Origin of the sequence: Thermovibrio sp. (assembly GCA_015488335.1) — a bacterium.
GTDB lineage: Bacteria > Aquificota > Aquificia > Desulfurobacteriales > Desulfurobacteriaceae > Balnearium.
The window spans coordinates 1-22705 of record WFNZ01000035.1 but is presented as its reverse complement, the minus strand read 5'-3'; the positions used below and the strand labels follow the sequence as shown (position 1 = coordinate 22705).

Annotated in this window: 24 protein-coding genes and 2 tRNA genes; 23 read left to right on the top strand and 3 right to left on the bottom strand. The window is 46.0% G+C overall.

Annotation, left to right across the window (positions count from 1 at the left end; translation table 11 throughout):
- Nucleotides 1-5 precede the first annotated feature (5 nt).
- Nucleotides 6-1259, top strand: a complete 1254-nt coding sequence (locus F8H35_RS04225; RefSeq protein WP_472572302.1) for a tetratricopeptide repeat protein — start codon at nucleotides 6-8, stop codon at nucleotides 1257-1259.
- Here the strand turns inward: F8H35_RS04225 and hflX are convergent.
- Nucleotides 1246-2343: a GTPase HflX gene (gene hflX / locus F8H35_RS04220; RefSeq protein WP_472572301.1), complete on the bottom strand. Its 1098-nt coding sequence runs from the start codon at nucleotides 2341-2343 to the stop codon at nucleotides 1246-1248. The genes F8H35_RS04225 and hflX overlap by 14 nt on opposite strands.
- A 75-nt stretch (nucleotides 2344-2418) precedes the next feature.
- On the opposite strand from hflX, the gene F8H35_RS04215 reads away from it, so the two are divergent.
- From F8H35_RS04215 to F8H35_RS04170, 10 genes are all read left to right on the top strand, one after another.
- On the top strand, nucleotides 2419-2745 hold the full coding sequence (locus F8H35_RS04215) for a YbaB/EbfC family nucleoid-associated protein (protein ID WP_472572300.1): 327 nt from the start codon (nucleotides 2419-2421) through the stop codon (nucleotides 2743-2745).
- Nucleotides 2742-3353, top strand: a complete 612-nt coding sequence (gene recR / locus F8H35_RS04210; protein ID WP_472572299.1) for a recombination mediator RecR — start codon at nucleotides 2742-2744, stop codon at nucleotides 3351-3353. Before F8H35_RS04215 ends, recR begins: the two co-directional genes overlap by 4 nt.
- Entirely contained in the window at nucleotides 3346-3912 is a 567-nt protein-coding gene (locus tag F8H35_RS04205) for a 2-oxoacid:acceptor oxidoreductase family protein (protein ID WP_472572298.1), read from the top strand. The genes recR and F8H35_RS04205 overlap by 8 nt, the downstream gene beginning before the upstream one ends.
- Nucleotides 3909-4199 (top strand): pyruvate synthase subunit PorD, encoded by a 291-nt coding sequence (gene porD / locus F8H35_RS04200; RefSeq protein WP_472572297.1) that lies wholly within the window; start codon nucleotides 3909-3911, stop codon nucleotides 4197-4199. Before F8H35_RS04205 ends, porD begins: the two co-directional genes overlap by 4 nt.
- Nucleotide 4200: 1 nt before the next feature.
- Complete coding sequence (gene porA / locus F8H35_RS04195; protein WP_472572296.1) at nucleotides 4201-5409, top strand: pyruvate ferredoxin oxidoreductase; 1209 nt, start codon at nucleotides 4201-4203, stop codon at nucleotides 5407-5409.
- 11 nt (nucleotides 5410-5420) lie between these two features.
- Nucleotides 5421-6401: a thiamine pyrophosphate-dependent enzyme gene (locus tag F8H35_RS04190; RefSeq protein WP_472572295.1), complete on the top strand. Its 981-nt coding sequence runs from the start codon at nucleotides 5421-5423 to the stop codon at nucleotides 6399-6401.
- Nucleotides 6401-6874, top strand: a complete 474-nt coding sequence (locus F8H35_RS04185) for a roadblock/LC7 domain-containing protein (protein ID WP_472572294.1) — start codon at nucleotides 6401-6403, stop codon at nucleotides 6872-6874. Before F8H35_RS04190 ends, F8H35_RS04185 begins: the two co-directional genes overlap by 1 nt.
- A gap of 8 nt (nucleotides 6875-6882) precedes the next feature.
- Nucleotides 6883-7464 (top strand): GTP-binding protein, encoded by a 582-nt coding sequence (locus F8H35_RS04180; protein ID WP_472572293.1) that lies wholly within the window; start codon nucleotides 6883-6885, stop codon nucleotides 7462-7464.
- A complete protein-coding gene (gene bioB, locus F8H35_RS04175; protein WP_472572292.1) occupies nucleotides 7461-8399 on the top strand; it encodes a biotin synthase BioB in 939 nt (312 codons plus the stop codon). The genes F8H35_RS04180 and bioB overlap by 4 nt, the downstream gene beginning before the upstream one ends.
- A 29-nt stretch (nucleotides 8400-8428) precedes the next feature.
- A tRNA-Pro gene (locus F8H35_RS04170) sits at nucleotides 8429-8506 on the top strand.
- On the opposite strand, the gene F8H35_RS04165 is transcribed toward F8H35_RS04170, so the two are convergent.
- Both F8H35_RS04165 and F8H35_RS04160 read right to left on the bottom strand, forming a co-directional pair.
- Entirely contained in the window at nucleotides 8485-10047 is a 1563-nt protein-coding gene (locus F8H35_RS04165; RefSeq protein ID WP_472572291.1) for an HD-GYP domain-containing protein, read from the bottom strand. The genes F8H35_RS04170 and F8H35_RS04165 overlap by 22 nt on opposite strands.
- Nucleotides 10022-10522 (bottom strand): ferritin-like domain-containing protein, encoded by a 501-nt coding sequence (locus tag F8H35_RS04160; protein ID WP_472572290.1) that lies wholly within the window; start codon nucleotides 10520-10522, stop codon nucleotides 10022-10024. The genes F8H35_RS04165 and F8H35_RS04160 overlap by 26 nt, the downstream gene beginning before the upstream one ends.
- A 140-nt stretch (nucleotides 10523-10662) precedes the next feature.
- Here F8H35_RS04160 and F8H35_RS04155 point away from each other — a divergent pair, with 140 nt between their 5' ends.
- The 12 genes from F8H35_RS04155 to F8H35_RS04100 all read left to right on the top strand — a co-directional run.
- On the top strand, nucleotides 10663-12645 hold the full coding sequence (locus tag F8H35_RS04155; protein WP_472572289.1) for an acetate--CoA ligase family protein: 1983 nt from the start codon (nucleotides 10663-10665) through the stop codon (nucleotides 12643-12645).
- Nucleotides 12600-14234, top strand: a complete 1635-nt coding sequence (locus F8H35_RS04150) for a 2-oxoacid:acceptor oxidoreductase subunit alpha (protein WP_472572288.1) — start codon at nucleotides 12600-12602, stop codon at nucleotides 14232-14234. Before F8H35_RS04155 ends, F8H35_RS04150 begins: the two co-directional genes overlap by 46 nt.
- The gene (locus tag F8H35_RS04145; protein WP_472572287.1) at nucleotides 14231-15028 is read left to right on the top strand and encodes a thiamine pyrophosphate-dependent enzyme; all 798 of its coding nucleotides are present in this window, start codon (nucleotides 14231-14233) and stop codon (nucleotides 15026-15028) included. The genes F8H35_RS04150 and F8H35_RS04145 overlap by 4 nt, the downstream gene beginning before the upstream one ends.
- Nucleotides 15029-15067: 39 nt before the next feature.
- A tRNA-Met gene (locus F8H35_RS04140) sits at nucleotides 15068-15144 on the top strand.
- A gap of 21 nt (nucleotides 15145-15165) precedes the next feature.
- On the top strand, nucleotides 15166-16524 hold the full coding sequence (tilS, locus tag F8H35_RS04135; protein ID WP_472572286.1) for a tRNA lysidine(34) synthetase TilS: 1359 nt from the start codon (nucleotides 15166-15168) through the stop codon (nucleotides 16522-16524).
- On the top strand, nucleotides 16469-16993 hold the full coding sequence (gene hpt, locus F8H35_RS04130; protein ID WP_472572285.1) for a hypoxanthine phosphoribosyltransferase: 525 nt from the start codon (nucleotides 16469-16471) through the stop codon (nucleotides 16991-16993). The genes tilS and hpt overlap by 56 nt, the downstream gene beginning before the upstream one ends.
- Nucleotide 16994: 1 nt before the next feature.
- Nucleotides 16995-18890, top strand: a complete 1896-nt coding sequence (ftsH, locus tag F8H35_RS04125; RefSeq protein ID WP_472572345.1) for an ATP-dependent zinc metalloprotease FtsH — start codon at nucleotides 16995-16997, stop codon at nucleotides 18888-18890.
- Between the two features lie 3 nt (nucleotides 18891-18893).
- Nucleotides 18894-19457, top strand: a complete 564-nt coding sequence (folE, locus tag F8H35_RS04120; RefSeq protein ID WP_472572284.1) for a GTP cyclohydrolase I FolE — start codon at nucleotides 18894-18896, stop codon at nucleotides 19455-19457.
- A 26-nt stretch (nucleotides 19458-19483) separates the two neighbouring features.
- The gene (locus F8H35_RS04115) at nucleotides 19484-20275 is read left to right on the top strand and encodes a tetratricopeptide repeat protein (protein ID WP_472572283.1); all 792 of its coding nucleotides are present in this window, start codon (nucleotides 19484-19486) and stop codon (nucleotides 20273-20275) included.
- On the top strand, nucleotides 20259-20993 hold the full coding sequence (locus F8H35_RS04110) for a hypothetical protein (RefSeq protein WP_472572282.1): 735 nt from the start codon (nucleotides 20259-20261) through the stop codon (nucleotides 20991-20993). The genes F8H35_RS04115 and F8H35_RS04110 overlap by 17 nt, the downstream gene beginning before the upstream one ends.
- Nucleotides 20965-21216 carry a YgaP family membrane protein gene (locus F8H35_RS04105; protein ID WP_472572281.1) on the top strand — a complete coding sequence of 84 codons (252 nt, stop codon included), beginning with the start codon at nucleotides 20965-20967 and terminating at the stop codon, nucleotides 21214-21216. Before F8H35_RS04110 ends, F8H35_RS04105 begins: the two co-directional genes overlap by 29 nt.
- Nucleotides 21217-22705 (top strand): capsule assembly Wzi family protein (locus tag F8H35_RS04100; RefSeq protein WP_472572280.1); only part of this gene is annotated, 1489 nt, incomplete at its 3' end.

Here is a 22705-nt window from a genome sequence, read left to right as displayed (position 1 = left end):
CTTTAGTGAGGAACAGTTACGAGGAGAAGAAGCCCAACCTTAAATCCATCCTTGAGAGAGCCCAGAACCTCATAAAGTCAAAAAACTTCAGGAAAGCCGTTGAGGAGCTTGAGAAGAACAAGGTTAGAGACGTTGACTACTACCTCCTTCTGGCCGAGGCCTACGAGGGGCTTGGAAACAGCGAAAAGGCCGAGGTCTACCTTGAAGAGGCAAGGTTTTTGGATACTGAACTCCGCTCAAGGGAGCTCCTCCAGCGTGGAATCACCCTTGCCTCTATGAGGAACTTTAAGGCCGCCGAAAGGGAACTCCTTGAGTCAATAAAGCTCAACCCCTTTGAAAAAGAGGCCTACTTAGAACTCTACCGCCTCTACAGGGAGACCAGCGCCCACAAGAAGATGGTTAAGACTTTAGAAAACCTGATGACTTTAGACCCCTACTCCAAGTTCCCTTACGTGGAGCTCTCCCGCTACTACGCTTTAAGGCGGAACTTTAGAAAAGCAGAGGCCGTTTTAAAGAGGGGATTGGAGCTTATGGATTCTGCGGAGCTCCACTACGAGCTTGGAAAAGTCTACGCCGATTGGGGGAAGTTAGAGGAGGCCAAAGAGGAGCTCCGTGAGGCCTGCCGTTTAGACTATAGAAACGCCGACTACAGGCAGAAGCTCATAGAGGTTCTTGTAAACGATGAGGACTACAGGGGAGCCCTTGAGGTTGTCCACAACACTTTAGAGCTCTACCCCGACGCCGTTTACCTTCTCCAGAGTGCGGGAGCTCTCTACGACCTCTTAGGAAAAGAGGAGATTGCCGAGCACTACTACAGAAAGGCCGTCTCCGTCTCTGAGGGGTTCATAAGGGACGACGCCCTTAAAATGCTTGCAGAGTTCCTTGCAGAAAAGGGAAGATACGACCAGGCTGAGGAGATTTTGAGGGAGATACTCTACACGACAGACAACGTCTGGGTTCTTTTAGACGTCTTCTCAGAGCTCTCCATAATTCTGTTGGAACAGGAGAGGCTCTCAGATATCGTTGAGGTGGGGAAGTTCGTCCTTCAGAATCCGGAGCTCTCTGAAGAGGAGTTCTGCGAGGTTGCAGAGGTTGTAGGAGATGCCCTCTTTGAGTCTGGAAAGTTCAGTGAAGCAAAGGAGTTCTATCAGAAAATAGTTGAAACGGCAGACGACGAGAAGATGATTAAGAGAGCCTACTCAAAGCTCAAAGAGGCTGAAGAGGTTGACTCTTTGGAGGATATGATTAAGAGGAGCTGACAGACTTTAGCTTCTCTTCAATCTTTTCCTTTAGCTCATCAAGTCCCCACCCTTTCTTTGCTGAGACGAAAACAACTTCCGGGTTCTCTTCAGGGATCTTCCCTGCAATCAGGTGGTGGAGTTCCTCCATCCCTTCCTGGCTCTTTACCACCCTATCAACCTTGTTGGCAACAAAAATTTTGGGCTTTTCCCAGCTTTTAAGCCTTTTGAGAACGGACTTTACAGAGTGGAGCTCCTCCTCAAGCTTTTTAGATGAAACGTCAAAGACAATCAATAAGAGGTCTGCTTCCTTAACCTCGCTGAGAGTTGCCCTGAAGGAGGCTACAAGCTCGTGGGGAAGGTTCCTTATGAAACCTACCGTGTCTGAGATGAGAACCTTCTCGCCGCTCAGGTAGAGAGCTCCCGTTTTAACGTCTAATGTTGCAAAGGGCATGTCCTTTACAAAAACGTCTTTCTTAGTGAGGGCTTTAACGAGAGTTGACTTTCCAACGTTTGTGTACCCAACAACGGCAACAGTCTTAAACCCCTTCTTCTTCCTACCTTCTCTAACGAGCTCCTGCCTCTTCAGAACTTCCTGGAGCTCCCTCTTTAGCTTGTGAATCTTCCTCCGTATTGCCCTTGCTTCAACTTCGGTCTTTGTTTCACCGGGTCCCCTCGTTCCAACTCCACCACCTAACCTTGAGAGCTCCTTACCCATTCCCCTTGTGTGGGAGAGCTGGTAGTAGGCCTTTGCAAGCTCAACCTGAAGTTTCGCCTCCTTAGTCCTTGCCCTCCTTGCAAATATCTCAAGGATTACTTCTGTCCTATCTATAACGGGAAGTCCTGTAATCTCCTCAATGTTCCTCTTCTGTGAGTAGGTGAGGGGGTGGTAGGCAACTATCAGCGTTGCATTTTCCGTATCAATCTCTGAGAGCTTTCCCTTTCCGATGTACGTAGATGGTGAAAAGTTCTTCCTCTTCTGGACAATTTCCTGAATAACCTCACCACCTAAGGCTTCTATTAGTCCACGGAGCTCCTCAAGGTCAATCTCCTCTTTTGGCCTCTTAACGGCAATTACGGCTACCCTCTCCTTGTCAAGCTCCATCTCACCCCTTCTTTCAGTTGTGAACTTTTTACAGTTTGTTTACAATTAAAACACACTTTAAACTGTGGAGGTTCTATGTTCAGAGGCGGAAATATAAACCAGCTGATGCGTATGGCAAAGCAGCTTCAACAGCAGGCTGCGAAGATGAAGGAAGAGCTTGAGGAGAAGGAGTTTACAGGAACAGCCGGCGGTGGAGCTGTAAAGGTTGTCGCGAAAGGCTCCGGAGAGCTCGTCTCCGTTGAGATATCACAGGAGCTTATAGAGTCTGGTGATAAGGAGATGATAGAGGACTTAGTTCTCACTGCCGCCAACGCCGCCCTTAAGGAGGCGAGGGATACAATAGCTAAGGAGATGGAGAAGATTACAGGGGGGCTTGGAATAGACCTTGGAGGTCTGTTTTGATATATCCTGAGAACTTGGAGCTCCTCATTGAGTTCCTCTCAGAAGTTCCCGGCATAAGCGAGAGGGCTGCAGAGAGGGCTGTCCTTGCCCTTTCAAGGCTTCCTGAAGACAGGAAACAGATAATTTCCAATGCCTTAAGGGAGCTTGAGGCCGTTCACCCCTGCAAAGAGTGTGGTCTTCCTGCAACGGGGGAGCTCTGTGCCATCTGTTCAGACGAGGAGAGGGACAGAACTACCATCTGCGTTGTTGAACAGCCCAGAGACGCCGTTTCAATAGAGAAGTTAGGCGAGTATAAAGGGCTCTACCACGTTTTAGGAGGAGTTATTTCACCGTTAGAGGATATTTCACCTGAAGACCTCAACATTGAGGACCTTTTTAAAAGGATAAAGAGAGGCGGTGTTAAAGAAGTAATAATCGCCCTCAACCCAACAGTGGAAGGTGAGGCAACGGCCAAATTCCTGATAGACAGGCTTGAGAATTTAGGAGTTAAGGTTTACAGGATAAGCTACGGAATCCCCTACGGTGGAACGATTGATGCATCAGACGAGCTAACTCTCAGGAAAGCCTTTGAAGATAAGAAACTCATAGCTGGAGGAAGAAATGATTGAGATTAGGTGGCACGCCCGGGGTGGTCAGGGTGCCGTTACGGCATCAAAGATTCTGGCCTCTGCCGTTATTGAGGAGGGTAAGTACGCTCAGAGCAACCCCGACTACGGAGCTGAGAGGTCGGGAGCTCCCCTAAGGGCCTACAACAGGGTTTCCGAAAAACCCATCACTCTCCACTGTATGGTCATAAACCCCGACATCGTTATAGTTGTTGACCCGACGCTCCTTAAAACCGTTCCCTTCTTAGAGGGAACAGACGAAAACGCAATCCTCATCATCAACACAGACAAATCTCCTCAGGAAATAAGAGAGAAATACGGCATCAAGGGGAGAAAAATCTACACCGTAGATGCAACGAAGATTGCAATGGAGGAGCTGAAAAGACCCCTCATGAACGTTCCGATGCTTGGAGCTCTCGTAAAAGTCCTGAACGGCCTTGTAGACATCAAAACCGTTGAAGAAGACATCAAAAGAGCCTTCGGCAAGAAGATCTCAGAGAACGCCCTCAACGCAAACATAAGGGCACTACACAGAGCTTATAAGGAGGTAAGGTCAGAATGAAGAGCTGGAGAGAGTTACCCATAGGAGCAGTTATACCTGAACCCGGTTCAAGTGAGAAGTACCACACCGGAGAGTGGAGGGCCTGGAGACCTGTATTTGAGTCTGACAAGTGCGTCAACTGTATGCTCTGCTGGGTCTTCTGCCCAGACTCCTGCATTTTAGTTAAGGAAGAGAAGATGGTTGGCGTTGATTACGACCACTGTAAAGGCTGCGGAATCTGTGCCCACGAGTGTCCAACCAACGCCCTTGAGATGAAACCCGAATACCTGTTCCGGGAGGAGGACTGAAATGAGGCCTGAGCTCATAAAAGAGGTTAAGTACGTTCCCTACTCGGGAAACATGGCAGCCGCCGAGGCCATGAGACAGATAAACCCAGACGTTGTTGCGGCATACCCGATCACTCCCCAAACGGAGCTTATGCAGTTCTTTGCAGACTTCGTCGCCAACGGTTTGGTTGATACAGAGTACATTCCCGTTGAGAGTGAGCACTCCGCAATGTCTGCCTGCGTTGGTGCCGCAGCTGCCGGGAGCAGGGCAATGACAGCAACGGCAGGTCCCGGTCTTGCCTACATGTGGGAAGTCCTCGGCATCGCTTCCGGAATGAGGCTTCCGATCGTTATGACGGTTGTAAACAGGGCACTTTCAGCCCCCATCAACATCCACGGCGACCAGTCTGACATGATGGGAGCCAGAGACCAGGGCTGGATTCAGATCTTCTCTGAGAACGCTGAGGAGCAGTACGACAACCTGATTCAGGCTATAAAGATAGCTGAAGATGAGAGAACAAGGCTTCCCGTAATGGTTGGAATGGACGGCTTTGTAATCTCCCACTCAATTGAGAGAGTCAGGCTCCTTCCAGACAAAGCCGTTGAGGAGTTTGTTGGGGAGACAAAGGTTATGTACCCCCTCTTAGACGTTGACAACCCCGTAACCCACGGCCCCGTTGCCATGACAGACTCCTACATGGAGTTTAAGAGGCAGCAGAGGGAGGCCATGATGAACGCCTACAAGGTAATAAGAGAGGTAGGTGAGGCCTTTGAAGAAGCCTTCGGCAAAAAGTACGAACACATAGAGACCTACAAAACCGAAGATGCCGACTACATCCTCATAGTTATCGGCTCAACTGCCGGAACTGCCAAGTACGTAATAGATAAACTGAGGGATGAGAAAGGCATTAAAGTAGGTCTCATCAAAATTAGAACTTACAGGCCTTTCCCGTACTACGACGTTATGGACGCAATAGAGGCCTCAAACTGCAAGGCCGTTGGTGTATTTGACAGAGCTGAAACCTTTGGAGCAGTTGGAGGACCCCTCTACAGCGACGTTGCCACTGCAATGTACTTGAGGAACAAACACTACCCCATTGTCAGCTTCATCTACGGTTTAGGTGGAAGGGATACAAACGTCCACCACATTGAGGAGGCCATAGACAAGGTAATGCAGGCTGCTGCAGGGAAAGAGGTTCCATTCATCAACTACCTTAACCTTAAAGAGTAATGGAGGAAGTAATGGCTGAGATAAAGACGGCTGAGATAAAAGTTCCGCCTCTTAAGAAGCTCACGAACTACCCTGAGAAGTTAGCTCCTGGCCACAGGCTCTGTGCAGGCTGTGGAGCTTCAATCATCATCAGGCAGATGTTCATGGTTGCAAACGCCCTTGGCTACGAGCTCATAATTGCCAACGCAACCGGTTGCGTTGAGGTCTGCACGTCTATCTACCCCTACACCTCTTGGCGCTCTCCGTGGATTCACAACGCCTTTGAAAACGCTGCTGCCACAATTTCCGGCGTTGAGGCGGCATACAAAGCCTTAAAAAGGAAGGGTAAACTTCCAACAGATAAGAAAGTTAAGTTTGTAGCCTTTGGTGGAGACGGTGGAACCTACGACATCGGTTTCCAGTCTCTTTCCGGAGCCCTTGAGAGGGGACACGACTTCATCTACGTCTGCTACGACAACGAAGCCTACATGAACACAGGTATTCAGCGTTCCTCTGCAACTCCAAAATACGCCAACACAACTACCCAGCCGGTAGGTTCTGAGAGCTTGGGTAAGCCACAGCACAAGAAGTGGATGCCAGAAGTTGCTGCAGCCCACGGCATCCCTTATGTTGCTCAGGTTGCACCTTCCCACTGGAAGGACTTTATGGAGAAGTTCAAGAAAGCCCTTTTAACGGAAGGGCCTTCCTACATAAATGCCTTTGCAGTTTGCCCGAGGGGCTGGAGATCAAAAGAGGAAGAGGGTATTTTGGTCACTAAAATGGCTGTGGAAACCAACTACTGGCCCCTCTTTGAAGTTGAAAACGGGAAGTGGAGAATAACTCACAGGCCTAAGAATCCTAAACCCATTGAGGAATACCTTAAACTTCAGGGAAGGTTTAAACACTTGTTTAAGCCAGGAAATGAGGATAAAATCAAGGAGCTGCAGGAAGAGGTTAACAGGCGCTGGGAGTGGCTCAACAAGATGGAGGAAATCTCTAACAGGGAAGAGTGATGCTTAGTTTAAGGCCAGAAGAGGATAGAAAGTTAAGGGAGCTCCTCACAGAGCTCAACAGAGAAAGCAAGTCAAAAATTGTTCTCTTGATAGACAAAGCTGGTCAGCTAATCAGCCGGAGCGAGTCTCCGGCTTTCTCTTCTGATGACATAACCTTTGCTTCCCTTACAGCTGGAAATGTAGCTGCTTCTGAGGCTCTCTCAAAACTTTTGGGAGATAAAACTTTAAATCATATGTTTACTGAAACGGAAGAAGAAGGTATTTATATGATTCTGATTGATGGAAAGTACATCTTAGTTTCTATCTTTGATAAAAATTTATCAAACTTAGGTATCGTTAGAGTTAAGATTAAGAAGTACTATAAAAAATTGGTTGAGCTTTTAAGCCAGATAGAAGACAGAATAAAGAGGGAATCTTCTGTTGCAGAGCATATAGACGTTGAAGATATAGACCTTGATACCCTTTTTGAGTAGGGGATTGAATGCCATTTATCAACTTTGCTACTAAAGAGATAAACTGCAAAATAGTGTACTACGGCCCCGGACTTTCCGGGAAGACCACTAACATTAAATGGATTTACGACCATATAAAGCCTGAAAACAAGGGTGAAATGATTACACTTGCTACAGAAACAGAGAGAACTCTCTTCTTTGACTTCGTTCCCATTGAGGTTTCAAACGTTAAAGGCTTTAAGGTCCGCTTCCACCTTTACACAACTCCCGGTCAAATAATCTACCAGGCAAGCCGTAAGCTGATTTTAAAGGGCGTTGATGGAGTTGTTTTCGTTGCCGACTCTCAAGAGGAGAGGCACGACGCGAACCTTGATACTTTGGACGATATGCTTGAAAACTTGAAAGAATACGATATAAACATGGAGGAGCTCCCCTTAGTCTTCCAGTACAACAAGAGAGACCTTCCCAACATCCTTCCTGTTGAGGTTTTGAGGAAAGACCTGAACAGATGGAACAGACCAGACTTTGAAGCGGTTGCCACAAAAGGTATAGGAGTCCTTGAAACCTTTAAAGAGATAACCCGCCAGGTTCTGAAGAAGCTGAAGAAGTGAAAGAGCAAATCTTAGAAGTTCTGAACTCCCCAGTTGAGAAATTCTACGAATTCCTTTCTGAAGCCAACAGGTTGAAGTTCCGTCATTTCGGTAATTTCATAGAGACCTGTGCCATTTTAAACGCTAAAAGCGGCAGCTGTCCGTCAGACTGTAAATTCTGTGCCCAGTCTTCACACTTTAACTTGAGGATTAGGGTTTACCCTCTCTTTCCTGAAAAGGAGCTCCTTGAGAGAGCTCTCTCTGCCTTTGACCTTGGAATAGACCGTTTCAGCTTTGTAACAAGCGGAGTTTCACCTACTAGGGAGGATTTAAAGGTTATAGGAAAAGTGATTGAAAAGTTGAAAGCTGAAAAGCCGGACTGTAAAGTCTGCGCCTCTTTAGGGCAGATGGGAAAGGAGGAACTCTCCTTTTTAAAGTCCTGCGGCCTTGACAGGTACCACCACAACCTTGAGACATCCCGAGAGTTCTACCCGAAAATTTCTACCGTTCAGAGTTGGGAAGACCGCTACAGAACGGTTCTTACTGCAAAAGAGGTAGGCCTATCAACATGCTGCGGTGGAATTTTTGGCCTTGGAGAGTCTGAAGAAGATGTTGTCTCTTTTATAGAGAGTTTGAGGGAGCTCTCTGTAGACTCAATTCCCGTCAATTTCCTCCATCCCATTAAGGGAACACCTTTGGAGGGGGCAGACTACCTTACTCCTTTAAAATGCCTGAGAATATTAACTGCCATAAGGCTTTCAATTCCCGAAGCTGAAATAAGGGTCTGTGGTGGAAGGGAGAGGAACTTGAGGGAGCTCCAGCCCCTTTCCCTCTTTCCTGCAAACGCCCTAATGGTTGGGAACTACCTTACGACAAAGGGCAGAAGCCTGAGAGACGACTACCAGATGATAAAAGACCTTGGCTTTGAATCAAACCTAAAACTTCCTGATGGTTAATTTTTGTTCTATATTAAACCCTGCAGAATCGGGGCGTGGCGCAGCCTGGTCAGCGCGCTTGGTTCGGGACCAAGAGGTCGGGGGTTCAAATCCCCCCGCCCCGACCACTAATAATTTCCTCTATCTCCTCAGCTTTTTTCAGTGCAGCCTCAACAACTTCAGGAGAGAATAGTCTTCCAGCCTCACTCTTCAGATACTCAAAAACCTCTTTTAATGGGTACGGTTTTTTGTAGGGTCTTTTCGCAGTCATGGCCTCTATAACGTCTGCTACGGCCACTATCTTTGCAGGAAGTGGAATCTGGTTGCACTTAAGCCCGTAAGGATAACCACTGCCGTTGCACCTTTCGTGATGGTACAGAACAATAGGAATAATCTCAGAAAAGGCTTTAATAGGTTTCAGTATTCTGTATCCCCATACCGGATGTTCCTTTACGATTTCGTACTCTTCCGGGGTTAACCTTTCCGGTTTGTTGAGTATGTCAGGTGGAATTCCTAACTTTCCTATGTCGTGGAGGAGAGCTCCTAACCTTATCTTCTCAACAGTCTCTTCGTCTAAATTCAGAGCTCTTGCAATTTCTACAGATATCTCTGCCACTTTTTCGCTGTGGTCTTTTGTCCATGGAGATGTTGCGTCAATTGCATTTGCTATGGCTTTAACGGTTCCAAAGAGAAGTTCCTCCCTCTCTCTTTTCTCCTGTAAAACTTTTAGAGCTCCCAATATGATGTTTCCCAGAGTTTTTAAGACTGTGTCGGGGATACTTTTTCCTGGGATTACGATACTAAAGTTAGAGGTAGTTAATATGCGTTCTCCTTTACAATCCTGTTTCTCTTTACATAGTTTTACCTCTTTTAGCTTAAAAACTGTTTTGATTAGTAAGGTAGTCTTCTTGAGAAATTCTTCTTCGTCATTAATGAGGGGAATCATATTAAGAATTTCTCCGGTAAATAGAAGGAGTTTATAGTCTATTTCCCTTTCTCTCTGGAGTTCTGTGTACATTTCAACTACTTCTGATACTATCTTCTTAATTTCAAAACTCCAGTTTTCATTTTTCAGTTTCTCTATTCCACCTTCTCTCCACCTGTCTATGGCTTCAACCACTTTAGAAACCGTGTTTTCCGCGTCTCTCATTACGATAAATATTGCAAGTTCTGAGAAAAGGAATAGGAATACTAAAAGGGAAATTAGAGTTTTTCTTACAGATTGGACCAAATCAACCAGATTCTCCGTTGAGAAAAATACTATAACTTTTATAGGGATACTTGTTTTGATGTTTTTCTCTACAGTATAGTAACACGGTTCTAAAAAATTATCTCTACACTGTTTCAAGTTTCCTATTAGTTTTATACTTATAAGGTCGCTTGAAAGCTCTTTTACCTCTACTCCGACTACATCTGGATCCCTATTTATAGTTTGATTTACCAGTGAATAGATTTCCGTATAGTTATAGTTTTTTATCAAAGACTGAATGTAAGAGGTTAGTAGTTCTGTCTCTGCTTCTGCTTTTTTTCTAAAGTTGTCTTCAAGGCTATCTTTTAACAGGTAAGAAGTTCCATAGTATGTGAGAAAAAAAGAAAATAGAAAGATAGCTATAGTATAGAGAAACAGCTTTCCAAATATAGTTTTAGGTTTTACTCTTTCTAACAGCACTCATTATCTCCACAAGTCTTGAACGGTGGACCTCTTCTCTCTTCATAAAAGAGTAGATAACATCTCTGTACTTCTTAGACTCTGGAAGGTCAAGTATCTGTGAGTAAAGCTTTATTGCCGCATTTTCTCCTTCAATATCTTCTTCTATAAGTTTTTTCAAACCCTTTCCTGTTTGGGGTGGCCAGATAGACACAGTGGGAGAAGCCCCTTCCTTTACAAGTATCTCTGTTAACTTTCTTGCATGGACTATCTCATCCTGCATGTTTCTCTCTAATATGCTTTTTATGTTGCTATCTGGGATAAGTCCACTGTGGTTTATATACTGAACGATGGCTCCGTATTCGTGGGATATTGCAAGGTTACATAGAGAGATAAACGGTTGACTAAACCTACTGTATGCTTCTTTTGGCTTCAACTGAACTACGAAGGGTGATAGAGCCCCGAAAACTAACTTTACGAAGTCTCTCCTCTTCACTTTTTCTCCTTAACTGAATAATGAATACCTATTCATTATTATTTTACCACTTACTGGGATTTTAAAGACTCCTAGATTTTGCTGATAGATTTTCCCAATAGGAGATATAATATAAATAGAACGGAATATTTGGAGAGACTTTGTTCCTGACAGAACCTGACGTTTATAGGCTCCTCGTCTCTTACGGTATATCTGTTCCTGATTACTCTCTCTTTAAAAGAGGGGAGCTCCCTTCCTGGAACACCTTTCCCGCCGTCGTTAAAGTGGTTTCAGGAAAAGTGATTCACAAAAGCAGTGCAGGTGGTGTTCTGTTTGTAAGCAGCCGGGAAGAACTAAAAAGGGCAGTCTCTGAGCTGGAACGGAAGTTCCCAGAGGTAGAAGAGTTCATCGTTGAAGAGAAGCTCTCCGGCATAGAGGCCTTTGTAGGTGTAAAGAGAGACCCGTCTTTCCTTCACGTTGTTGGAGCCGGAACCGGCGGAATTTTCGTGGAGCTCTTTAAAGACGTTGTTTTTATTCCGCTAAAGGCCAATAGAGAAGAGACTCTGGAGCAGATTAAAAAGACAGAGCTCTATAAACTGATTGAAGGGTTTAGAAACTTCAAAGGGAATACTGAACTCTTCCTTGATTTTATTGAAAAACTTAAAAAGCTTCTTTCTGAACACCCTGAAATTTACGAGCTTGATCTGAACCCAACCTTCATTACAGAAGAGTACGTCATTCCGGCAGACGGGAGAGCTCTCCTTAAGGAACCTGAAAGAAGAAGAAATTTTAAACCTCTTCCAGATAACCTGTTCAGGCCTGAAAGCGTTGCCGTTATCGGTGCTTCAACAAACCCGAAAAAGGTTGGCTACGCCCTTGTCAGGAACCTTGAGAGGTTTAAAGGGAAGGTCTTCCCCGTTAACCCGAAGTATGAGAGAGTTTTGGGTTTTAAGTGCTACCCTTCTGTTAAAGAGATTCCAGAACCTGTTGACTGCGCCCTTATAGCCGTTCCGGCAGAAGTTGTTCCCGCTGTTTTGAAGGAGTGCGGAGAGAAGGGAGTAAAGCTTGCCGTTGTTATCTCTGCAGGTTTTAGAGAGGCCGGAAGGGAGGAGCTTGAGAGGGAGGTCGTTGAAGTTGCAAAGGAGTTTGGAATCAGGGTTTTGGGCCCCAACACTTTAGGCTTTATGGTTCCGCCGTTAGGTTTGAACGCCTCTTTTTCAACAACCCTTCCGCCGGAAGGTGAAATCTCTTTCCTCTCACAGAGCGGAGCTCTCATAACAGCCGTTGTTGACGCAGCATCTAAAGAGAGTATCGGATTTTCTGAAGTTATAAGCCTTGGGAACCAGTCAGACATTGAGCTAACTGAGTGTTTTGAACTTGCCGTTAGGAGTTCTGATACAAAAGTTATCCTTTCCTATGTTGAGGGGTTGGAGCTCGGGTGGGAGCTCCTTGATTTTGTGGGCGAAAAACCTGCCGTTTTTATAAAGGCCGGAAGGTCTGAGGGTGGAAAGAGGGCTGCAGCATCCCACACAGGCTCACTTGCCGGGAACTATAAGGTCTTTAAGGATGCCGTTGAGTGTAGAGGGGGAATCGTCGTTGATTCCTTAGAGGAGGCCTTTGACGCCTGCCAGTTCCTAACTGCTTACGGAAGACTTGGGGGAAATAAGCTTTTGATAGTTACAAACGCCGGAGGGCCGGGGACTCTGGCTGCAGACTACGGAACCACCTTCGGACTTGAGCTTGTTTCCGTTAAGCCTGTTCTTGAGGAGCTCTCAAGAGTCCTTCCGCCAAACTGGAGTAGGATAAACCCCGTTGACCTGATAGGGGATGCCACTTCGGACCGCTACAGGGCAGCCTTTGAGATACTTGAGAAACTGAACTGGGACGTCTGCCTCGTAATCGTTACTCCACAGTCTATGACGGACGTTCCCGAAATTGCCCACGAGGTTGTGAAGCTTGCCGAGAGGAGCAGAAGGGCGGTTGTTGGCTGCTTTATGGGAGGACACTCAGTTTCAAAGGGAGTTGAGATTCTGAAAAGAGAGAAAATTCCTGTCTATCCAGACCCTTACAGGGCAGTTAACTCAATAAGGAGGGGAGTATGGAGCGTTCAGTCATCGTCGGAGGAGAAGCGGGAGAGGGAGTAAAGGAGGCGGGAAACCTTCTCTCCCGTGTTCTCGTCAGCATCGGCTACTCGGTCTTTACTTATCACGACTATCCGTCGCTGATAAGGGGAGGCCACAACTTTTCGTCTGTCAGATTCTCAAACGAGGAAGTTTACGCTCCCGTCAGGAAGGCTGACTACATTGTTGCTTTAGACGACAGGAGCGTTAGGCGCCACAGAAAAGATGCAAAGGAAGGAACAGTCTGGTTCTTAGATGAAAAGGTTAAGGAGGAGGTGGAGGGAACAGTAATCAGACTTCCCTTCAGAGAGAGGGCTAAGGGGGTTATGAGGAGCTCCGCTGTTTTAGGTGCCCTCTTAAAGGCATTCAGAATTCCAAAAGAGGAGGGTCTGTCTGTTCTTCAGAACCTTAAGAACTTTGAGGAGAACAGAGAGATTTTTGAGTTCTTTTACGATGTTTCACAGGAAGTAGAAGAAATTGTTGAGGTTGAGGGAATTAAGGGAGAGTACTTTTCAGGCAGTGAAGGTGTAGCCCTTGGGGCAGTTGACGGCGGTTTGGATATCTACATTGCTTACCCCATGACCCCTGCGTCTCCGGTTCTCCACTATTTGGCGGCCCACAAAGAGGAGTTCGGGATAAAGGTCGTTCAGCCTGAGAACGAAATTGGCGTTATAAACATGGTTCTTGGAGCGGCATACGCCGGAGGCAGAGCCATGACCGGGACTTCCGGCGGAGGATTTGCCCTTATGACGGAGACCCTTAGCCTTGCAGGAATGAGCGAGACACCGTCCGTTATCTACCTTGCTCAGAGGGGAGCTCCCTCAACAGGCGTTCCCACCTACACAGAGCAGGCAGACCTGCTCTTTTCACTCTTTGCCGGCCACGGAGACTTTCCCAGAATCGTTGTTGCCCCGTCAAACGCTCTGGAATGTTACCTCTTAACCCGCGAGGCCTTGAACCTTGCCTGGAAGTTCCAGGTTCCCGTAATAGTCCTTTCAAGCAAGAACGTTGCAGAGAGCTTCTTTACACAGCCCTTAGAGAGGGAGCGAGTTGTTGAGGAGCCCAAACTCTGGGACGGAAACGGTGAGTATAAGAGATACCGGATAACTGAAGACGGCATTTCTCCTTTAGCCTTTCCGGGAACTAAAGGGGCAGTTGTTAAAGCCACAAGCTACGAGCACGACGAGATGGGAATAACAACAGAGGAGCCAGAGCAGATAGTTGCAATGAAGAACAAGAGAGAGAGGAAGAGGGAGACCATAAGGAAGTTCTTTGAGGAGAGGGAAGATACGGTTTCTGTTGGAGGGGATACAAACTCTAAGCGGATTCTCCTCACCTGGGGAGAGAACTGGGGAGTCTGCTGTGAAATTGGAGAGGAGCTCGGCTACAAGGCTGTTAAGCCCAACTACATGGAACCTTTCCCCGCAAACAGGTTAAAGAAAGAAATTGAGGGGGCAGAAGAGGTTATTGTTGTGGAGCTCTCCCCCGCCGGGCAGTTTGAAAAGCTCTTAAACCTTTACGGGATAAAGCCTACAGGTAGGTTCAGGAAGTATGACACCCGTCCAATCTTTAAGGAAGACCTTTTAGAGTTCCTTTCAGGGAGGGAGAGATGAGCGGAGTAAACCTTAAAACCTACGCAGAGAACACCTGGTGCCCCGGGTGTGGAAACTTTGGAATACTCAGGGCTTTTGAGATGGCCGTTGAGGAGCTTTCCTCTGAAATTCCAATTGAGAACTTCGTTATAGCCTCTGGAATCGGTTGCCACGGGAAAATCGTTGACTACATCAACCTCAACAGCTTCTACTCCATCCACGGGAGGGCTTTAAACAACTTAGAAGGTATGAGGCTCATAAACGATAAACTGGTCTGCGTCGGTTTTGTTGGAGACGGAGACATCTATGCAGAGGGTATTTCACACCTCATCTTTGCTGCAAAGAGGAACGCGAATCTAACGGCAATTGTTCACGACAACCGATCATACAGCCTAACAACCGGCCAGTTTACCCCAACGAGTCCTTCACACTTTAAGGGAAAGTCAACTCCTGAGGGGCCGCCGGAAGACCCTATGAACCCGGTTCTCCTGATGCTCTCTGCCGGGGCAACCTTTGTTGCAAGGGGCTTTGCCGGAGACATTCCACACCTTAAGGAGCTCATAAAGGCGGCAATAAAGCATAAAGGCTTCTCTTTCATAGATGTTCTTCAGCCCTGCGTAACCTTCTACAACACCTTTGCCTACTACAGGAAACACTGCTATAAGTTAGAAGAGGCCGGCCACAATCCGACAGACTTTAACGCCGCCGTAGAGAGGGCAAGGGAGTGGGATTACTCGGCAGATACTGAGGATGCCAGAATACCCATAGGAATCTTCTACCAGGTAGAGAAACCAACCTACGAAGAGAGGGTTTGACACTTAACACCTGCTGGGCTATATTTCTTTCCTGCAAGTGGCGACGTGGCTCAGGTGGTTAGAGCGGGCGGCTCATACCCGCCAGGTCGGTGGTTCGACTCCACCCGTCGCCACCAATTTTCTTTTTTACCCGGCCTATGGAGAACGTTCAATTAAAAGTCAGGGAGGCAATCGCCAGGTTTTCCCTATTTCCCGAAAACTCTAAAATCCTCGTAGCCCTTTCAGGAGGCCCCGACTCAATTACCCTTCTTCACATTCTCCTCTCCCTCAAAAAAGAGATGAACCTTACCGTTGGGGCCGTTCACGTTAACCATATGCTTCGGGGAGAGGAGTCTGATAGAGATGAGGCCTTTGTAAGGGAGCTCTGCAGGAACTGGAACGTTCCACTCATCGTTAAAAGGGTTAATATTTCCGAGATTTCAGGAGGTAAGAACGTAGAAGCCGTTGCAAGAAGGGAGAGATACAGGCTTTTTAGAGAAGCTCTGAAAGAGTGGAATGGAGACTTTGTGGCCCTCGGCCATACAGCTTCAGACCTTACAGAGACAGTTCTTCTAAACCTTACAAAAGGTTCCGGAATTAAAGGATTGAGGGGATTTCTTCCAAAGAGAGAAGTTTTCGTCCGTCCCCTCTTCCTCGTTACAAGAAAAGAGGTTGAGGCCTACGTTGAGGAGAACAATCTGCCCTTCGTTGTTGACAGCTCAAACCTTAAGACCGACTACGACAGGAACCTTATAAGGCTTGAGGTTGTTCCCGTTCTAAAGAGGATAAACCCTTCTTTAGAGGAGGCAGTTCTCAGGGAAACGGCCCTTTTGAGAGAGCTTGAAGATTTTGTGGAAAGTCAGGTGGAACCAATTGTTTCAGAGTATCTTAAAGATGGTTCTTTCTGCATTCCTATAGAGGTTTTGAGGGAGCTCCACCCCTTTCTCCTCTCTGAAGTTCTGAGGAAGGCTTACAGAAGGGTTTCCGGTAAAGACCTTTCCTACAGAAGCGTTGAGGAACTGAAGGAGGCCGTTAAAAAGAGCGGGTTTAAGAGGTTCTCCTTCCACAGGGGAGTTGCTGTTTATAAAACTCAGGAAGTTCTCTGCATTGAGCCGGAGAGAAAGGAAAAGAAAAGGGGTTTTTACTACGAGGTGAAGGAGCTCCCTTTAACGGTTGAAACACCGCTCTATACCCTTAAATTTTCCGCTAACTCAGGCACTCCCGTTGTTCCCCTCTCTTCGTTTCGGAGTGCCGGTATAATTGTTCGGAGCAGGAAGCCGGGAGACAGGCTCAGGTTTAAGGGCTTTTCAAAGCCCCTCAAGAAGTTCCTCATAGAGAAGCGGTTTCCTGCCCACCTGAGAGACCTCATTCCGGTTGTTGAGTTCAACGGAGAGGTCGTTTTCATTCCGGAGCTCTACACCCGCAGAACGGGAACAGATGGAGATTTTGTCGGAGTTGAGCTTGAAAGAAAAGCTGAAAGTCCTGATAGAAGAGAGAGAGATAAGGAAGAGAGTTAAGGAGCTTGGAGAGGAGATACCTAAACACTTTTCAGGCAGTATAGTTGTTGTCTCCCTTCTTAAAGGGGCCTTTGTCTTTACTGCAGACCTCATCAGAGAGATGGAGGCTGAAACGGAAGTTGCCTTTATGAGGCTTAAAAGCTACAGAGGGAAAGAGAAAGGAGAGGTTGAGATAACCTACCGGCCGGAAGTGGACTTAACGGGAAGAGAAGTCCTCATAGTTGACGATATCTTTGATACAGGAGAGAGTTTGGAGGCTGCATACAGAGAAGTTTTAAAGATGGGAGCTTCAAAGGTGAAAACCTGTGTCCTCTTAGATAAGGAAGTCCCTAAAAGAGTAGAGATTCGCCCCGATTTCATCGGCTTTAAAATTCCTAACTGCTTTGTTGTTGGATACGGCTTAGATTTAAATGAGACATTTAGAGGTTTACCATTTATAGGATATTTTGAAGGAGCAGAGAATGGATAAGATGAAGGAGATTGGTAAGAATGTTGTCCTCTGGCTGGCCATAGCTCTAATGATTATTCTGGCATTTAACTTCTTTAACTCCGGCCAGCTTAAGTCCTCTCAGGAACCCTTCTCAACGTTTATTTCGCAGGTAGAGAAGGGAGAGGTTAAAAAAGTTGTAATTCAGGGACAGAAAGTTGTCGGAATCACAAAAGAGGGAGTTCCGTTTGAGACATACCTTCCCCCCGGCTACAACGACATCATAAAGAAGATGGCAGAGAAGGGAGTTGAGATTCAGGTTAAACCGGAAGAGGGAAGCCCCTGGTATATAACAGTCCTTGTTTCATGGCTTCCTATGATTTTCCTCATTCTCCTCTGGCTCAGCATGATGAGGCAGATGAGTGCTGGAAGCAACAAAGCCCTTTCCTTTGCAAAGAGTAGGGCTAAAGTGTTCATAGATAACAAGCCGAAAGTGACTTTTAAAGACGTTGCCGGAATAGACGAGGTTAAGGAGGAAGTTTCAGAAATCGTTGACTTTCTGAAAAACCCAAAGAAATACCAGCAGCTTGGTGGAAGAATTCCTAAAGGCGTTCTCCTTGCAGGGCCGCCGGGGACCGGTAAAACTCTTCTTGCGAAGGCCATAGCAGGTGAGGCAAACGTTCCGTTCCTCTCTGTCAGCGGTTCAGAGTTTGTTGAGATGTTTGTGGGTGTTGGTGCTTCAAGGGTTAGAGACCTCTTTGAACAGGCCAAGAAACACGCTCCCTGTATCGTTTTTATAGATGAGATAGACGCCGTTGGAAGGAGAAGAGGAGCGGGAATCAGCGGCGGCCACGACGAGAGGGAGCAGACGCTAAACCAGCTCCTTGTTGAGATGGACGGTTTTGAGAGCTCCGACGGAATCATCGTCATAGCCGCAACAAACAGGCCGGACATCTTAGACCCTGCCCTCTTAAGGCCTGGAAGGTTTGACAGACAGATACACGTTCCCCTTCCAGACGTTAAGGGAAGGCTTGAGATACTGAAAATCCACACGAGGAACAAGCCGCTGGCTGAAGACGTTGACCTTGAAGTTATAGCCCGCTCAACCCCCGGATTTTCAGGTGCCGACCTTGCAAACATCGTTAACGAGGCTGCCCTTATAGCCGCAAGGAAGAACCACGGAAAGATAACGATGGAGGACTTTGAAGAGGCTAAAGATAAGGTAACGATGGGTATTGAGAGGAAGAGTATGGTCCTCTCTGAACAGGAGAGGCTCACAACTGCATACCACGAGGCAGGCCACGCCCTTGTTGCCAAACTCCTCCCAAATGCCGATAAGGTCCACAAGGTTACAATAATCCCCCGGGGAAGGGCGTTGGGAATTACCCAGCAGCTTCCTGAAGAGGATAGATACACTTACACGAAAGAGTATCTCCTTGACAGGCTTGCTGTTCTCTTTGGTGGTAGGGTTGCCGAAGAGCTTGCCCTTGGAACTATCTCAACGGGGGCTGGAAACGATATAGAGAGGGCAACAGAGATTGCCCGTAAGATGGTTGCAGAGTGGGGAATGAGCGAAAAGATTGGGCCGATTGCCGTTAAGGTAAAGGAACAGTTTGGAGAACCTGTAGAACTTGTCAGCGAAGAGATGAGGAAGTTGATTGACAAAGAGGTAAAGAGGATAATTACCGATACGTATAAAAGGACAAAGGAGCTCCTCTCGGAGAACATGGACAAGCTTGAAAATCTCGCAAGGGCTCTACTTGAGAAGGAGACACTTACGGGAGAGGAGATAGATAAGGCTATAAACGGGGAGCTCCTTAAAGAGCCGCCGGAGGGAGGAGGTTCTGGAACTACCGGCGGAAATTCAAAAAAAGAGGAGAAAGAGAAAAAGTCCGATTCTGTAGAAGGTTTTGGATTCAATCCCCAGCTGGAGGCTTAAGAGTTGGCATTCGACAGGGAAAGGATAGAAAAAGCTGTTAGAGAAATTCTCATTGCCATCGGAGAAGACCCAGACAGAGAAGGATTAAGAGACACACCAAAAAGAATTGCAAAGATGTATGAGGAGGTTTTAGGGGGATACAACGATTCCCCAGAGAACCACCTCGTTCTCTTTACAGAGAAATACGATGAGATGATACTGGTTAAAGACATCCCTATCTACTCAATGTGTGAACACCACATGCTCCCCTTCTTTGGAAAAGCTCATGTGGCCTACATACCGGGAGACAATAAAGTTACAGGTCTTTCAAAACTTGCCCGTATTGTTGACGTCTACGCTAAAAGGCTTCAACTTCAGGAGAGGATGACAGAACAGATAGCCGATGCCATAATGGAGAAGCTGGGAGCCAAAGGTGTTATGGTTGTTATAGAAGCTCAGCACCTCTGTATGATAATGAGAGGAGTAAAAAAACCCGGCTCCTACACTGTTACCAGTTCTGTTAAAGGTGTAATGAGAAGAGAGCCCACAAGGATGGAAGCTCTCTTCCTCATAAAAGGAAGGTCATGAGAGGTTTAAGATATATCTCTATCTCTTTGGTAGTTCTCTCGTTGTCTTCCTGTGCATCATTTTGGGGAAGTGGTAAAAGAGAGAGTCGGAGACCTGAACCTCCTCCACCTCCCGTTAAACAAAAAGTAAGTAAGAAGGAGAAGGTAGAAGGCTACTATCAGTTAGGTATAGCATACCTTGAGCTTGGTGAAATTCCCCTCTCCCTCAACTACCTCTTTAAGGCTAAAAAACTCTCTCCAGACGACCCGAAAATATACAACGCAATAGGCCTTGCATTTATAAGAAGAGGAGACCTTAACAGGGCCGAGAAATACCTGAGGAGAGCTCTCTCCCTTAAGCCAAATTTTTCAGAAGCCTGGCTTAATATGGGAATACTCTATGAGGAGAAGGGGAATATAAAGAAAGCAAGAGAGTGTTACTATAAAGCCCTTTCAAATCCCCTTTATTTAACTCCAGAGGCAGCTTATTACAGATTAGCTCTTTTAGACGAAAAACAGGGAAACCTTGAAAAGGCGAAGAAAGAGCTGATTTTAGCTATAAGAAATAACAGTGACTACGTTCCTGCTTATTTAGAGCTTGCGAAACTTTTGAAAAAAGAGGGTTATACGGAAAAAGCAAAAGAAATCTACTACAGATTGATAGAGCTCTATCCGGATCTCCAACAACCTTACTGTGAACTTGGTAAAATTTACAGAGAAGAGGGAAATTTAAATAAAGCAGTTGAGCTATTAAGAAAGTGTATAGAAATAAAGCCCAATTCTCCTCTTGCGGCAAAGGCCAGAATGGAGATTGATGAGATAAATGAAGAGAGCAATTGATATTCTTATAGCTCTATTCTTAGTGATTGCACTCTTTTCTTTAGGTTATATCATCTATTACCGGTTAACTTTTGTTCCATCGGCTTCTTTTAAGGGGAAAATAAACACTACTGTAGCTGAAGAAAGTTCTGAAAATAGTACAAATTTAGACTCTGAAGAGAAAAAACAGGGAGAAATTCCGACTGAAGTTCTCTCTCAGGTAGAGAGTCTCTCTTCAGTAGTGACCTCTTATTTTGTGAAGGTGAAAAATGGACCTTTAGTTTATCCTTCACTTGTTTTTAAGATTGTTTCCAAAGGGAATGGATTAGAAGTTTACCTGTTAACTTTCTATCCTATGGAGTGGCCTTTTGTTAAAGTTTCACTCTCTGGTGAGAGTTTGGGAGCTCCCCAAAAAGTCTACCAGTGCCCTGGGAGTTTACTTCTGTTAGATTATAGTGTTAAGGGGGTTTTCCCTGTAGAGGTTGAGAAGGGAGAGATTGGTCAGTATGGAGTTCTTGTTACTTGGGCAGGAAATACTTTCTACGTAAAGCCTTTTGATAGAGCTAAGGGATGTAACAACAACGGTTTTGTCTTTAACCTTGCGGGAGATTTCTCTGGAGTCTGTTTCGGAGGGAGTTTTTACGGAGCAAGGGAACTTTACAGTTCCGTTCCGAATAGCTGTAAAATTATCTTTCAAGAGGAGGGGAAAAATGGCGATTTACAGAGCGAAAACCGATAGCTGGTACGTTGAGAGGATAACCTCTTTCCTTGCCGGCTTTTTCGTCTTTGGAAGCGTTCTCTTAGGACTTATAACGGGGAACAAATACTTCTTCTACTTCACCCTTTTTGTTGGCTTTATGTTGATGTTTTACGCAGTTACCGGTATATGTCCTTCATCAATCCTTATCCATAAGTTAGGCGTTCCTTCGCTCCTTGAAAGATACTGTAAAGAGGAAAAATAAATGAAAAAAGTTGTGGCTCTCTTTTTTCTCTTTACTACATCCTCTTTTGCTGCTTCCCCCTATGTTCCTCTTGAACGCTATCAGAGGGAGTATAGGCTTTTAGAAAGGGCAAAAGAGGTAGGACTTGTAAGGGAGCAGGATCTTACTTACAGACCTTTGACAGAAGAAGATTTCGCAAGGGCTATTGTTGAAATTTACAATAACAGGCAAATAGATCCTTCACTTGCGAAAAGGATATTTGATGAACTCTATCCGGAGTTTAAACCTGTTGTTGATTCACTTTTACGATCAGAAGATATCAACTACATCAAACCTTTAAATGACTTTTCCTTTGAGTTTTATGGTCTATCTGGTGCTCAACACTACAAACTCCCTTATGCCGAAGGGTTTAGGATTGATGAAGGATTAAACGGAAGGTTCCGATTTTCTTCATCTGCAAAGTGGGACGGGTTTGTTTTCTATTTAGAACCAGAAGTTAGAAATACAACTGTAAGGCTTAATAGAGGTTATCTCCTCTTTGAGAAGAAAAACGTTAGAGTCTCTTTTGGAAAGTCAAGCGTTGTCTGGGGAGCTCCCCCAAACGGCGGTCTCCTCTTTACAGACAACATCAGACCGTGGCTCATGTTCAAAGTGGAAAATCCCCGATTTGAAAAGTTTCCCTGGTTTTTAAAACCGCTGGGTGACTGGAAAATTTCAACTTTTGTCTCCCAGCTTGAGAAAGAAAGACCCCGCTCTTACGCCCACGTAATTGGAATGAGGTTTACCTGGCGTCCGTTCGGGATTGATAATCTGGAGCTTTCAGCCTCAAGGGCGATCCAGTTTGGCGGTTCAGGTAGGCCTAACTACCACTCTCTCCACGATTACTGGAACGTTTTTACCGCTAAGCAGGAGAACGAACCCGGTTCAAGGTATGACAACAACCAGCTTATGAGCTACGAAATTGTTTACTATATGAACTGGCTTAACAGGTATAAGTTCCAGCCCTTTAAAGGTGGGAAGTTTTACTTTATTTACGGCGGAGACGACGCCGTTAAACCCAGAGGTCCCGGTGGATTCCCTCTTCCCCTTGCCTCAGGCCACATTGCCGGTCTTTCTCTTACAACCGGTTACACCGATTTCAACGTTCAGTATACTGAAACAACTGACTCAGTTGCTTACTGGTATACACACCACAACTACCCTGCTGGATTTACCTACCACGGTTTTGTTATTGGCTCTGCTTTAGGGGGAGATTCAAAGGAGATCAGGTTTTCCCTTGAGCACGATTTCCACTTTGGGAATGCAGAACTCTCTTACTCCTACCAGAGGCACGGAGTTTACCACGCCGTTTCGGAAGAGAAAGTCCATTCCTATACGTTAAAACTTGACAGAAAACTTAATCTGGCACAACTTTTTCCACTGAAAGTTTTCTCTTCAAGGTTGTACTTTAGCCTTTCTTACAACAGAGTTGATAACTACCTCAATAGGCCCGGAGAGGATAAGGATTACG

Bases quoted from the DNA above. Each gene is read 5' to 3' on its own strand.
- F8H35_RS04145 (WP_472572287.1), top strand. From the start codon at position 14,231: ATGAGCGGAGTAAACCTTAAAACCTACGCAGAGAACACCTGGTGCCCC.
- porD (WP_472572297.1), top strand. From the start codon at position 3,909: ATGAAGAGCTGGAGAGAGTTACCCATAGGAGCAGTTATACCTGAACCC.
- hflX (WP_472572301.1), bottom strand. From the start codon at position 2,343: ATGGAGCTTGACAAGGAGAGGGTAGCCGTAATTGCCGTTAAGAGGCCA.
- F8H35_RS04190 (WP_472572295.1), top strand. From the start codon at position 5,421: ATGGCTGAGATAAAGACGGCTGAGATAAAAGTTCCGCCTCTTAAGAAG.
- F8H35_RS04110 (WP_472572282.1), top strand. From the start codon at position 20,259: ATGAAGAGAGCAATTGATATTCTTATAGCTCTATTCTTAGTGATTGCA.
- tilS (WP_472572286.1), top strand. From the start codon at position 15,166: ATGGAGAACGTTCAATTAAAAGTCAGGGAGGCAATCGCCAGGTTTTCC.
- F8H35_RS04150 (WP_472572288.1), top strand. From the start codon at position 12,600: ATGGAGCGTTCAGTCATCGTCGGAGGAGAAGCGGGAGAGGGAGTAAAG.
- porA (WP_472572296.1), top strand. From the start codon at position 4,201: ATGAGGCCTGAGCTCATAAAAGAGGTTAAGTACGTTCCCTACTCGGGA.
- F8H35_RS04185 (WP_472572294.1), top strand. From the start codon at position 6,401: ATGCTTAGTTTAAGGCCAGAAGAGGATAGAAAGTTAAGGGAGCTCCTC.
- F8H35_RS04215 (WP_472572300.1), top strand. From the start codon at position 2,419: ATGTTCAGAGGCGGAAATATAAACCAGCTGATGCGTATGGCAAAGCAG.
- F8H35_RS04205 (WP_472572298.1), top strand. From the start codon at position 3,346: ATGATTGAGATTAGGTGGCACGCCCGGGGTGGTCAGGGTGCCGTTACG.
- F8H35_RS04105 (WP_472572281.1), top strand. From the start codon at position 20,965: ATGGCGATTTACAGAGCGAAAACCGATAGCTGGTACGTTGAGAGGATA.
- F8H35_RS04180 (WP_472572293.1), top strand. From the start codon at position 6,883: ATGCCATTTATCAACTTTGCTACTAAAGAGATAAACTGCAAAATAGTG.
- ftsH (WP_472572345.1), top strand. From the start codon at position 16,995: ATGAAGGAGATTGGTAAGAATGTTGTCCTCTGGCTGGCCATAGCTCTA.